Annotated in this window: 13 protein-coding genes and 1 pseudogene; 7 read left to right on the top strand and 7 right to left on the bottom strand. The window is 61.7% G+C overall.

The annotated features are described in order from the left end of the window. Positions 1 to 167: 167 nt before the first annotated feature. Complete coding sequence (locus PR017_RS17175; protein ID WP_111216190.1) at positions 168 to 902, top strand: transcriptional regulator NanR; 735 nt, start codon at positions 168 to 170, stop codon at positions 900 to 902. A gap of 81 nt (positions 903 to 983) precedes the next feature. Here the strand turns inward: PR017_RS17175 and PR017_RS17180 are convergent, their stop codons facing one another. The 5 genes from PR017_RS17180 to dnaN all read right to left on the bottom strand — a co-directional run bounded on the left by PR017_RS17180 (position 984) and on the right by dnaN (position 4,454). After that, positions 984 to 1,271, bottom strand: a complete 288-nt coding sequence (locus tag PR017_RS17180; protein WP_111216191.1) for a DUF1330 domain-containing protein — start codon at positions 1,269 to 1,271, stop codon at positions 984 to 986. Between the two features lie 22 nt (positions 1,272 to 1,293). After that, the gene (gene pyrF / locus PR017_RS17185; RefSeq protein WP_111216918.1) at positions 1,294 to 2,010 is read right to left on the bottom strand and encodes an orotidine-5'-phosphate decarboxylase; all 717 of its coding nucleotides are present in this window, start codon (positions 2,008 to 2,010) and stop codon (positions 1,294 to 1,296) included. After that, positions 2,007 to 2,600 carry a histidine phosphatase family protein gene (locus PR017_RS17190; protein ID WP_111216193.1) on the bottom strand — a complete coding sequence of 198 codons (594 nt, stop codon included), beginning with the start codon at positions 2,598 to 2,600 and terminating at the stop codon, positions 2,007 to 2,009. The genes pyrF and PR017_RS17190 overlap by 4 nt, the downstream gene beginning before the upstream one ends. 15 nt (positions 2,601 to 2,615) lie before the next feature. Beyond that, positions 2,616 to 3,209 carry a phospholipid N-methyltransferase PmtA gene (gene pmtA, locus PR017_RS17195; RefSeq protein WP_111216194.1) on the bottom strand — a complete coding sequence of 198 codons (594 nt, stop codon included), beginning with the start codon at positions 3,207 to 3,209 and terminating at the stop codon, positions 2,616 to 2,618. Between the two features lie 126 nt (positions 3,210 to 3,335). Further along, entirely contained in the window at positions 3,336 to 4,454 is a 1,119-nt protein-coding gene (gene dnaN, locus PR017_RS17200) for a DNA polymerase III subunit beta (RefSeq protein ID WP_111216196.1), read from the bottom strand. 250 nt (positions 4,455 to 4,704) lie between these two features. On the opposite strand from dnaN, the gene rsmI reads away from it, so the two are divergent. The 5 genes and pseudogenes from rsmI to PR017_RS17225 all read left to right on the top strand — a co-directional run bounded on the left by rsmI (position 4,705) and on the right by PR017_RS17225 (position 9,839). After that, positions 4,705 to 5,625: a 16S rRNA (cytidine(1402)-2'-O)-methyltransferase gene (gene rsmI, locus PR017_RS17205; RefSeq protein WP_111216198.1), complete on the top strand. Its 921-nt coding sequence runs from the start codon at positions 4,705 to 4,707 to the stop codon at positions 5,623 to 5,625. After that, positions 5,615 to 5,984, top strand: a pseudogene (locus tag PR017_RS17210) (YraN family protein). Before rsmI ends, PR017_RS17210 begins: the two are co-directional and overlap by 11 nt. 77 nt (positions 5,985 to 6,061) lie before the next feature. Next, entirely contained in the window at positions 6,062 to 7,051 is a 990-nt protein-coding gene (locus PR017_RS17215) for an endonuclease/exonuclease/phosphatase family protein (protein ID WP_111216199.1), read from the top strand. Positions 7,052 to 7,166: 115 nt separating this feature from the next. Further along, positions 7,167 to 8,114, top strand: a complete 948-nt coding sequence (gene gshB, locus PR017_RS17220) for a glutathione synthase (RefSeq protein ID WP_111216201.1) — start codon at positions 7,167 to 7,169, stop codon at positions 8,112 to 8,114. A 192-nt stretch (positions 8,115 to 8,306) separates the two neighbouring features. Continuing rightward, positions 8,307 to 9,839 carry a YifB family Mg chelatase-like AAA ATPase gene (locus tag PR017_RS17225; RefSeq protein WP_111216203.1) on the top strand — a complete coding sequence of 511 codons (1,533 nt, stop codon included), beginning with the start codon at positions 8,307 to 8,309 and terminating at the stop codon, positions 9,837 to 9,839. A 58-nt stretch (positions 9,840 to 9,897) separates the two neighbouring features. Here the strand turns inward: PR017_RS17225 and cysK are convergent, their stop codons facing one another. Next, the gene (gene cysK, locus PR017_RS17230; protein ID WP_111216205.1) at positions 9,898 to 10,866 is read right to left on the bottom strand and encodes a cysteine synthase A; all 969 of its coding nucleotides are present in this window, start codon (positions 10,864 to 10,866) and stop codon (positions 9,898 to 9,900) included. A gap of 190 nt (positions 10,867 to 11,056) precedes the next feature. On the opposite strand from cysK, the gene PR017_RS17235 reads away from it, so the two are divergent. Next, entirely contained in the window at positions 11,057 to 11,707 is a 651-nt protein-coding gene (locus tag PR017_RS17235; protein ID WP_240538823.1) for a hypothetical protein, read from the top strand. A 29-nt stretch (positions 11,708 to 11,736) separates the two neighbouring features. Here PR017_RS17235 and dut read toward each other — a convergent pair whose 3' ends face one another. Beyond that, a complete protein-coding gene (gene dut / locus PR017_RS17240) occupies positions 11,737 to 12,207 on the bottom strand; it encodes a dUTP diphosphatase (protein WP_111216206.1) in 471 nt (156 codons plus the stop codon). Between the last annotated feature and the right edge of the window lie 76 nt (positions 12,208 to 12,283).

The following is a 12,283-nucleotide window of genomic DNA, read 5'->3' on the forward strand; positions in this document are numbered from 1 at the left end:
GGAAAAGACTGACGTCAACCGTTCAACTGGTATAATGAGTATTCCATTGAGGCAACAGAAACTTTTGTGAGCGGTCGGGATGAACGCCTATGCATTCCGCGATTGACGTTTTCCCAAACGATGGGAAATGTGCATAAGGGAGGGTCTTGATGAGCCGGAAAGAATCCATGGACCAACCGAACGAACCCATCGTCCGCCGCAAGCTGTCAGACGAGGTCTTTGCCCGTCTGGAAAGGATGATCACCAGTGGTGAACTGGCACCCGGCGACGAAATGCCGTCGGAGCGCGACCTGATGGAGCGTTTTGGCGTCGGCCGGCCGGCTATCCGCGAGGCCATGCAGTCGCTGGCGAGCATGGGACTTGTGGTGATTTCGCACGGCGAACGGGCCCGCGTGCTGCAATTGACGGCAAAGACGATCTTCAAGCAGGTGGACCTGACCGCAAAGATCATGCTGTCGCAATCATCCGCGACGCTCGAATATCTGAAAAGCGCCCGCATCTTCTTCGAGCGCGGAATGGCTCGCCAGGCTGCGACCGAGGCGACTCCAGAGGATATTGCCGATCTCCAGTCCATCATCGATCGCCAGCGCGCTAGCCTCGGCAATGCCGATGCCTTCATCGCGGCCGATATGGAGTTTCACACGCGGATCGCCCGTATCTCGGCCAATCCGATCTTCGTGGCTGTGAGCGAGGCCATGCTCGCCTGGTTGAAGGAATATCACACCGACATGCTGATCTGGACCGGCAAGGAGAAATTCACCCTCGTCGAGCACGAGGAAATCCTCCAGTGTCTTGCCGCCAACGATGCCGACGCGGCCGAAACCTCGGTGCTGAAGCATCTGGAGCGGTCGCGTGGCCTCTATCTGAACAACGGCCAGCGCGATGCGCCGGACCATCGGTAACTGCAAAGCATCGACATTCTGTGCCGCGCAATCAATTCGTCAGATTGCGAGGGCACGCCCTATAGCCCAAACCTTGACTGGCTAAACGCCTTCGACCACGACCATCTCTGCGGTGGCGATTTCCTGGCGGATCTTCGCTGCGACCTGATACTCCGGTGAGTTATAGCAATCGACCGCGTGCTGCAGCGATGGAAATTCGATAACCACGTTGCGACCGCGTGCCATCCCCTCCAATTCGACGAATTTTCCGCCGCGCGCTATGAAATTGGCCTCGTAACGCTCAAAAGCTGGCTTTGCGGCCGCAATATATTCGCCGTAGCGCTCCGGCGCGTGGACGTCGACGCGCGCGATCCAGTATCCCTTGGCCATGGTTTTCCTCCTCGTTGAAATCTCAGTGGTTGGCGGGCCAGAGCGCCGTCAGCATCTCGTCGAGAATGGCGCGGGCTGCAGCCTTCGGATCGGGCGCCTTGACGATTGGCCGGCCGACGACGAGATGGCTGGAGCCGGCGCGTATCGCATCGGCGGGCGTCATTACCCGCTTCTGGTCGCCGGCATCGCTGCCTATGGGGCGAATGCCAGGGGTTACCAACGCAATGTCCGGTCCAATGATGGCGCGAACTGCAGTGGATTCCTCGGCCGAGCAGACAATCCCGCCCATGCCGGCATCACGGGCCTGTTCGGCGCGCCGCATCACCAGCGCATGCGGATCGGACGAATAGCCTGCCTCCAGCATGTCGTCGCCATCCATCGAGGTCAGGACGGTAACGCCGAGCAGGCAGAGGCCCGAGCCTTCCGCAGCCTTGACAGCAGCCCGCATTGCCTTTGGATAGGCATGCAGCGTCAACATCGACATGCCCATCTTGGCGATGTTCTCGACGCCGGATGCAACGGTGTTGTCGATGTCGAGCAGCTTCATGTCGAGAAAGATCTTCTTGCCGCTCTGCGCGAGTTCGCGCGCAAACTCGAGGCCGCCGGCAAATACCAGTTGATAGCCGATCTTGTAGAACAGGATGTCGTCGCCGAGCGTCGAGACCAGCGCCTCGGCCTCCTTCAGGTTCGGTACATCCAGCCCGACGATCAACCGGTCGCGCGCTGTATCAATGGTCATCGTCCCATCCATCCCTGCCAGTCTTCCATTGGCGTCCAGTCGCATGCGACAGACCCGTTCGCAAGATCGAAGGCAAAAAGATTGCCGCCACCTGCCGGCTGGTCGCCGTCTCGGCCGATTGGACGGCCCATCAGATGGCACTTCAGCAGGGTCCCCACCCCGCCATGGCCGACGAACGCAATCGGCGTCAGGGGATCGTGAGCTTCAAGCACTGCATCGACTGCGCCGACAATCCTTGCCTGAGCATCGCGGGCCCGCTCCCAGCCGTGAAAACTCTCGTCCGGATGAGCGAAGAACCAGTCGGCCGCCTCCTCGAAAGCCTTTGGTGGCAGGAAGCCTGTGGCAGATCGGTCGTTCTCGTGCATCCCTGCGACGATCTCGACCGTGAGACCGGCCGCAGTTGCCAGCAGGTTTGCGGTTTCGATGGCCTTGGTTTCATCGCTGGACACAATGCGCCCGAGCGTCGCTGCCCATGGTTGGCCGGCCGCTTGCCCGGTGCGCGCACGACCAAGATCCGAAAGTCCCCATTGCGGCACCGGAACATTGGGATCGATCTGCACCTGGGGATGCGTAATGTAGAGACCAAACATCTGAGGCTCCCGGGACTAGCCGCGGCTATAGATCCAGAGCTGCGCAGGCGGAATGTTTCGGACGATGAAATCGAAATGCTTGATGTGGTAGCGGTCGGGCCGGGCAATGATCGGCGAGACGGCACCATAGGAGATCTGCACCACCGGGCGGCCCGGCGGCATCCGGTCGAGCAGGCTCTCCAGTAGCGCAACACGCGCCTGCATCGGGAAATTCAGCAACGGGATACCGGAAACGACGCAATCGAACGTCTGGCCGTTGAGCACACCTAGGGTCTTGTCGAGATCGAAGGCATCGCCGTTGATGAAATGCACGCCGGCGTAACGCTTGACCAGATGGTTGAAGAAGTCGGTCGAGTATTCGATCGCGATCAGCTTCTCGGGCTCGATGCCGCGCGCGAGAATTGCCTTGGTGATGGCGCCGGTTCCAGGTCCCAGTTCGAGAACGGGCAGCCCGGAGTGCGGGTTGATGACGCTTGCCATCTTGCGGGCGGTGATCGTCGAGGTTGGGGCAATCGATCCCACGGTTCGCGGGCCCTGCATCATCCCCTTGAAGAAACGGATTTCCTCGTCGAATTTCTTTCCCAGACGTTCCTTCAGGCGTAGCGCCATAGGTATTCTCCACGAGCATTTAAAAGCGGAGAGGGGCACTCTGCCCGCCTCGATCTCGTAGACCCGTCACGAAAAGGCGGGGCGAAGCATCGCTAGGCCCCATCCTCGCGCCGGTGCCTGTCTTGCCTAGACCCGCATCGGCATTAGGACATAGATCGCATCGTCACCAGCCGTATCGCGAATAAGGGTAGGCGAGCCTGCATCCGCCAGCAGGAAGATGGCTTCGTCGCCGGAGAGTTGCGCGGTGATGTCGAGCAGGTATTTGGCATTGAAGCCGATTTCCATCGGTTCCGTTTCATAGCCGACGGCAACTTCTTCGGTGGCGCTGCCGGAATCCGGGTTGTTGACGGTGAGCAGCAGCTGCCCCTCCGTCAGCGCCAGCTTCACGGCGCGACCGCGTTCGGAAGATATCGTCGAGACGCGGTCTACAGCCTGTGCGAAGGTCTGGCAATCGACGCGCATTTCCTTGTCGTTATTGGCCGGAATGACGCGTTGGTAATCGGGGAAAGTGCCGTCGATCAGCTTCGACGTCATCACGATGTTGCCGACCGATAGGCGGATCTTGGCGTCCGACACCTCCAGCGTGACGATCACGTCGGGGTTGTCCATCAATTTCTGGAGTTCGCCGACCGTCTTTCGGGGAATGATGATGCCGGGCATGCCCTCGGAGCCGGAAGGCGCATCGACATCGGCCCTCGCCAGGCGGTGGCCGTCGGTCGCAACGGCGCGCAGCTTCAGCCCACCGCCGCTTTCGATGGTGTGGAAGAAGATGCCGTTCAGGTAATAGCGGGTTTCTTCGGTGGAGATGGCAAATTGCGTCCGGTCGATCAGCATCTTGAGTTCTGCCGCCTTCAGCGGAAACTTGTGACTGAACGTGCCGGCGGTCAGGTCCGGAAAGTCAGATTGCGGCAGGCACTGCAGGGTGAACTTCGAGCGTCCGGAGGCGACCGTCATGGACCCGCCATCGGCATTGGTCGACAATGACACCTCGGAGCCGTCGGAAAGCTTGCGGACGATGTCGTAGAGCAGGTGCGCGGGAACGGTGGTAGCACCGGGCTGCTCGACATTGGCTGGCGTCGCCTCGGTGATTTCGAGATCGAGGTCGGTCGCCTTCATGTCCAGCGTCGAGCCTTCGGCCTTCAGAAGCACGTTCGACAGGATCGGAATAGTGTTGCGGCGCTCCACCACGCGATGGACGTGGTTCAGCGATTTCAAAAGGTGGGACCGCTCAATAGTAATACGCATGGATGCTACCGCTTTCGACCGTGACTGTCCGGGCGTCGAGACGATGCCCAAAAAATTCTCGCCCGGGTCCGGCCCGGAAGAGTGGACCGGCAAAGTGGCAGAAATCCGCATATGAAAGCAAGAGGTATAGCGCCGACGCCGGGTCCATTTCTCCCATTTCGTCTTCAAAGCACACAGGATTCCACGCTCACTTGCCGAAGCCGTGCGCCTCGCCCATAAAGACCCAACTTCAGGAAGGGCATATCAGGGCATGGACGACGAGATTTCGAGCGAAGTCGCCAAGGGGCGTAGTTTCAGACTGCACAACGTGACCGTGCCGGCCCGGCCGCTCGAGCCGATGCTTTATCTCGTCGCCACGCCGATCGGCAATCTCGGTGATATCACTCTTCGGGCGCTGGAAACGCTGGCCGGTGCCGACGTGCTCGCCTGCGAGGATACCCGCGTCACCCGGGTGCTGCTCGATCGCTACGGTATCCACAATCGCCCCTACGCCTACCATGAATACAATGCCGACGAGGCGGGTCCGAAATTGCTGGCAGCGCTGGCCGGCGGTCGGTCCGTGGCGCTGGTCTCGGATGCAGGCACGCCGCTGGTCTCCGACCCCGGCTACCGGCTGGCCCTGCAGGCGATTGATGCCGGCTACCGCGTCGTGCCCATTCCGGGTGCCTCGGCCCCACTCGCAGCGCTTGTTGGTTCCGGCCTTCCGAACGACGCCTTCTTCTTTGCGGGCTTCCTGCCGGTCAAGGACAAGGCCCGCCGCGACCGATTGGCCGCACTCTCCTCGGTTCCGGCCACGCTCCTGTTATTCGAATCGCCACATCGTATCGCCGCGACCTTGGCTGCTGCTGCGGATGTGCTCGGTGTCGACCGCAAAGCCTCCGTCTGCCGCGAGCTGACCAAGACCTTCGAGGAATTCCGCCGCGGCACGCTTTCCGAACTCGCCGCGCACTACCAATCTGTCGACAACGTCAAGGGCGAGATCGTGCTGGTGATCGGGCCGCCACCGGAGATCGCCACGCCGGAGGCGGATGTCGAGGCAATCCTTCTCGATCTCTCCCGCGAGATGCCGACCGCCAAGGCGGCCGCCGAAGCGGCCCGGATCACCGGCCTTCCGCGCCGGGATCTCTACCAGCGGCTGCTTGCCATGAAGGCGAGGGGCGATGGGCGATAGCGGCGAGCGCCAGAAACGGCGCAAGGCCTGGCGCCGGGGGGTATCTCTCGGAATACCTCGCCGCGCTCTATCTCGTCTGCAAGGGTTACAGCATCGTCGCTATCCGCCACAAGACAGTCCTTGGCGAAATCGATATCGTTGCCCGCAAGGGCGATCTTGCTGTGTTCGTGGAGGTCAAGGCGCGGCGCGGCGAACAGGCGGCGATCGACGCCGTCTCATTTTCCTCGCAGCGCCGCATCCGTGCCGCCAGCGACCTGTGGCTTGCCCAGCAGCCGGATTTCGGGCGCCTGTCGCAGCGCTACGATATTGTCGCGATCCTGCCTGGCCGCTGGCCGAGGCATTTCCGCGACGCCTTCTGAACCCCGCCCATCATGCAACTGTCATATATTGCCTCTAAGGCGCGGCGACCCTACCATGCGCCGAGGACAGCCCAATCATGATCCGCACCACCGTCTCCGCCTTCGAGGTACCGTCCGAAGAGCAGCGTCAGCACTTTCTGACACTGCAGAAGACGCCGGCAATTTGCGAGGCGACGATTGCATCGCTGCCCTGCATGAACGCTGCGCGCACCGGTGGAAAGAGCCCGGCTGTGCCATTGGCTTTTCCGTTTACGGTAGCGGCATGGAACATGGAGCGCTGCCTCTTCCCGCAGGCCTCCGCCGAAAAACTGAAGGCCCTGGGGGCGCCTCTCGTCCTTTTATCGGAGATGGACGACGGCATGGCCCGCACCGCGCAAGCCAATCCGACTGCGCTGATTGCGACCGAACTCGGCATGGCCTATGCCTACGGTCTCGAATTTCTGGAACTCAGCCTCGGCTCCGAGATCGAGCGCTCCTACTGCACCGACAGCACCAACGCGAGGGGCTTTCACGGCAACGCGATCCTGGGTGCTACGGCGCTTCGGGATGTTTTCGTTTTCCGGCTGCCCGGGGAATCGCTCTGGTTTTCCGATGCCAGGGAGCAGCCGCGTATCGGCGAGCGCTGCGCAGTCGGTGCGACGATCGATACGGAGGTCGGGCCCTTCGTCGCCGTTTCGGTTCATCTCGAAAGTGTCGGAGACGGTGCCTATCGCGAACGCCAGGTGGCGGCGCTGATCGATGCCGTCGAGGCCTATGCGCCTGGCCTGCCGATCCTCATCGGCGGCGACCTGAACACCGGCAACCACACTGGCGGTAATTTCGAGACCGACACGCTGTTTGCCATGGCAGCGGCCCGTGGCTTCGAGCGCCATGGCGGCCCGCTCGACCAGGCCAGCACACGGCCAAGTCTGATCACCCGTTTTCCCGACCGGGCCATGAAACTCGACTGGTTCCTCAGCCGCGGTCTTGCAATATCCGGCAGCCGGCTGGTGACATCGCTCGATGCTGACGGCAAACCGCTTTCCGACCACGATATCATCGCCTGTGACATATCAGGTTTTCTCTGAGCCGCCGATGACGCGGACGTTGAGACGGATGGGTGGTCCGACGGCAGCCTGATTAGCCGTTGCCTTCGAAAGCCCGCCGACCTACATCTGTCGTGAAATCGAGCAAGGAATAGCGATAGTGACGATCAGGAATGTGGCGGTCCAGATGGACCATGTGTCGGGCATCAACATCGCAGGCGACAGCACCTTCGCCATGAGCCTCGAGGCGCAGGCGCGTGGCTACAAGCTGTTCCACTACACGCCGGAACGCATGAGCATGCGCGACGGCAAAGTCTATGCAACAGCGGAGCCGATGGTGCTGCGCGACATCAAAGGCGACCATTTCGACCTTGGCGCGCCCGAGCGCATCGATCTCTCGACGATGGACGTGGTGCTGCTGCGCCAGGATCCGCCCTTCGACATGGGTTATATCACCTCCACCCACATGCTGGAGCGCATCCATCCGAAGACCCTCGTGGTCAACGATCCCGCTTGGGTCCGCAATTCGCCGGAAAAGATCTTCGTCACCGAATTCGAAGATCTGATGCCGAAAACTCTGATCACCCGCGATGCCGATGAAATCCGTCGCTTCCGCGAAGAGATGGGCGACATTATCTTGAAGCCGCTCTACGGAAACGGCGGCGCCGGTGTGTTCCATTCGACGCGTGACGACCGCAACCTGTCTTCGCTTCTGGAGATGTTCGGCCAGTTGTTCCGCGAGCCCTTCATCGCCCAGCAATATCTGCCTGATGTCCGCAAGGGCGACAAGCGCATCATCCTCGTCGACGGAGAGCCGGTGGGCGCCATCAACCGTGTGCCGGCCGAGCACGACAGCCGATCCAACATGCATGCCGGCGGCCGCGCCGAGGCGACCGATCTAACGAAGCGCGAAGAAGAGATTTGCGCCCGCATTGGTCCGGCCCTCAAGGCGCGCGGCTTTCTGCTCGTCGGAATCGATGTCATCGGCGACTACATGACGGAGATCAACGTCACCTCGCCGACCGGCATCCGTGAGGTCAAGCGTTTCGGCGGTGCCGATATCGCCAGCCTGCTTTGGGACGCCATCGAGCGCAAGCGCGCTTAACACAGACCCGGCCTTCAATCGCCAGCCGCAATATGTTCTGCCCCCACAACCCGCTGCAACCTGGCTGCAGCGGGAAGGTGTGCTTGTTCATTAATTGTTCTTGTTTCATTCCATCTTCTATGCCAGATTGCATTTAGCCTGCTGCAATCGCTGCAGGTCTTTACGAAAAGACTGCGGCATAGGGGATTGCGCATGATAGCGCGGGTCAGCACGGTTGCATTTCAGGGCATAGAAGGGGTTCCGGTCGAGGTCCAGGTGATGATCGCGCCGGGCAAGATCGGCATCAACATTGTCGGGCTGCCGGACAAGGCGGTTGCAGAGAGCCGCGAGCGCGTTCAGGCGGCTCTCCATGCCTCGGGCTTGGCGCTGCCGCCGAAAAAGGTGACGGTCAACCTTGCTCCGGCGGATTTGCCAAAAGAGGGATCGCATTTCGATCTGGCCATCGCGCTTGGCCTGATGGCGGCACTGGGAGCCATTCCCGGCGATGCGCTGGCGGACTTCATGGTGATCGGCGAGCTCAATCTCGACGGCACGATTGCGGCGGTGTCCGGGGCTTTGCCGGCGGCTATCAGCGCCAATGCCATGGGCAAGGGGCTGATCTGCCCTGCCGACAGCGGCCCGGAGGCGGCGTGGGCGGGCGCCGACATCGAACTGCTGGCGCCCCGCAGTCTCATTGCCCTAGCCAATCATTTTCGCGGTACGCAGATCCTGTCGCGCCCCGAACCTGCCATTCGCGCCGCCCCGGCCAATCTCGGCGACCTTGCCGAGATCAAGGGCCAGGAGAGCGCCAAGCGTGCTCTCGAGGTGGTGGCTGCCGGCGGCCATAATTTGCTGATGGTCGGCCCTCCAGGGTCGGGAAAGTCGATGCTGGCTGCCCGTTTGCCATCGATCCTGCCGCCGCTGTCGGCTGCCGAATTGCTGGAAGTCTCCATGATCCATTCCATTGCCGGGCAATTGTCGGGTGGCAAGCTCTCCGACCGCCGGCCATTCCGGACCCCGCATCATTCGGCCACCATGGCGGCGATGGTCGGTGGCGGGATACGCGCCCGGCCCGGGGAGGCCTCGCTCGCCCACCATGGCATCCTCTTCCTTGACGAGTTTCCGGAGTTTTCGCCGCAGGCACTCGATGCGCTGCGCCAGCCGCTGGAAACCGGGGAATGCATCATAGCGCGCGCCAACCACCGCGTCTGCTATCCGGCCGTGATCCAGCTGATTGCCGCGATGAACCCTTGCCGCTGCGGCATGGCAGGTGAACCCGGCCACAGCTGCGCCCGGGGGCCTCGCTGCATGACAGACTATCAGAACCGAATTTCCGGACCGCTGATGGATCGCATCGACATCCGTATCGATGTGCCGGCCGTTTCAGCCGCTGACCTTATCCGCCCGATGCCGGCCGAGAAGAGCGCCGATATCGCCAGACGTGTCGCAAGGGCACGGGAGTGGCAGCAGGAGCGGTTCTCGGAAGCCGGCATGCGCGGCGTGTCGACCAATGCACGGTGCTCGACATCAATGATCGAGGTTCTGGCGGAACCCGATGCCGGTGGCCTTCAATTGCTGCGCGACGCCGCCGAAAAGTTGAAGTTTTCCGCCCGCGGTTACCATCGCGTCCTGAAAGTGGCGCGCACGCTTGCCGATCTCGACGGCAAGCAAACTGTCGGCCGGATCCATCTGGCGGAGGCGATTTCCTACCGCATAGCCGGCACGCGCCTGCCAGCAGTCGCCTGAGCGCAGATACTGAGAAGGGCGCCTTCCGCCCTTCTGTTCTTTGAAAAGAGAAGAGAGTTTAGCCGCCGAGGCCTTCGAACAGCGCTGTCGACAGGTAGCGCTCGGCAAAGGACGGGATGATCACGACGATCGTCTTGCCGGCATTCTCTTCGCGTTTACCGATTTCGATGGCTGCAAACAGCGCAGCGCCGGAGGAGATGCCGACCGGCACGCCTTCGAGGCGGGCGACGTGGCGGGCGGTTTCAAGGGCTTCGGCGCTGGCGACGGTGATGATCTCGTCATAGATCTCGGTGTCGAGGATGGCTGGCGCAAAGCCGGCGCCGATCCCCTGGATCTTGTGCGGGCCGGGAGCGCCGCCGGACAGCACCGGCGATTCGGCCGGCTCGACAGCGATCACCTTGAGGCTCGATTTTTTGGACTTCAGGACTTGGCCGACACCGGTTATCGTGCCGCCAGTGCCGATGCCCGCGACCAGGATATCGACGCCGCCCTCGGTGTCGTTCCAGATCTCCTCGGCCGTCGTCTTGCGATGGATCTCGGGGTTTGCCGGGTTTTCGAACTGCTGCGGAATGACCGCGTTCTCGATGCTTTCTGCCAGTTCCGTCGCCTTGGCTATGGCGCCCTTCATGCCCTTGGCGCCTTCGGTCAGCACCAGTTCGGCGCCCAGCAGTGCCAGCATCTTGCGACGTTCGACCGACATCGTCTCCGGCATGGTGAGGATCAGCTTGTAGCCCTTGGCGGCGGCGGCAAAGGCCAGCGCGATGCCGGTGTTGCCGGAGGTCGGCTCGACCAGCGTCGTCTTGCCGGGCGTGATCTTCCCCTGGGCCTCGAGGCTCTCGATCATTGCAACGCCGATACGGTCCTTGACCGAGGCAATCGGGTTGAAGAACTCCAGCTTGGCGAGCAGGTGAGCCTTCACGCCGTTCTCTCTGGCCAGCTTGTCGAGGCGAACGATGGGCGTGTCGCCAATGGTGTCGGTGATCGACGCATAGATGCGACCGCGGCCTGGTTTACGGGTGTCGGACATGGAACTCTCCCTTGGTATTTCTTGCTCGGAGAATAGGATCAAACATGACACTAGGCCAGAGTGCGTTTGTCCAACCAACGCCACGAAGTTGGCATAAAAATCTCCGCAAAAGGCTTTTGGCAAAACGCGGCCCGTTGCCGTCCGCTGGAAGCCATTCCCAACATCACGGAAAACACTCATGGATGGTCAAATGCTATCGTTCGCTCGGTCGGTGCGGCAACTGCGGGCGTTCATACTGTCGCTATGTATGATCGTACCCCTGTTGCCAGCCCGTCCCGTCCGTGCGGCCTCTCCGCCGGGAGAGGAGACCATTGTCTTCCTGCGCCACGGTGAAAAGCCTGAAGCAGGGCTCGGTCAATTGAGCTGCAAGGGCCTCAACAGATCGCTGGCGTTGCCCACCGTGCTTTCCAGTCAGTTCGGCAGGCCGGATGCCGTCTTCGCGCCAGATCCGTCGAAGCAGAAGGTCGATGCCGGCGCCCTCTATGACTATGTCAGGCCACTTGCGACGATCGAGCCGACGGCCATTGCCGCTGGACTGCCTATCGATACTACTTTCGGCTACGACGAGATTGCCAAGCTTCAGACAGCACTGACGGCGCCGAAATATCGCTCGTCTCTGATCTTTGTGGCCTGGGAGCACAGCGAGATCCAGGATCTCGTTGCCGAGTTGCTGAAAGATAATGGCGGCGATCCGGCTGCGATGCCGAAGAAGTGGAAAGGCAAGGATTTCGACAGCCTTTATGTCGTCCGGATCACGACTGGCGGGGCCGGGCCAACCGCGACATTCGAGGCAAAGGCCGAAGGCCTCGATGACGTCGCGGATGATTGCCCGGTCAGATAGCAATTAGCCGATGGGGAGATAGTGCGGGGTCAAACGCCGGTGGAGCCGAAGCCGCCGGCACCGCGCGTGGTTTCGCCGACGTCCGTCGCTTCGACGATGCGAACCTGAGTGACCGGCGCGATCACCATTTGCGCGATGCGCATGCCGCGCGTCACGACGAAATCCTCGTGGCCGTGGTTGATCAGCAGAACCTTAACTTCGCCGCGGTAGTCGCTGTCGATGGTTCCCGGCGTGTTCAGGCAGGTGACGCCGTTCTTGAACGCCAGGCCGGAGCGCGGCCGGATCTGTGCCTCGTAGCCTTCAGGCACCGCAAGTACGAAACCCGTCGGCACCAGCGCGCGCATGCCCGGCGACAGCACTAGCGGCTCGCCTTCGCCGACCGCAGCCCTCAGGTCCATGCCGGCGGCACCGGATGTTTCGTAGGACGGCAGATCGAGGCCATGGCCGTTGGCAAGGCGAACGAGGGATACGCTTGGGCGGTTAGCTGTGTGAATATTCATGCCCTCATTAGCAATTCGGCGACGGTTCGGGTCAATCCGATTTGCAAGTTATCCACGGAGTCGCTAGATACGCGGC

This window comes from Rhizobium tumorigenes (assembly GCF_003240565.2).
GTDB classification, from domain to species: Bacteria; Pseudomonadota; Alphaproteobacteria; order Rhizobiales; family Rhizobiaceae; genus Rhizobium; species Rhizobium tumorigenes.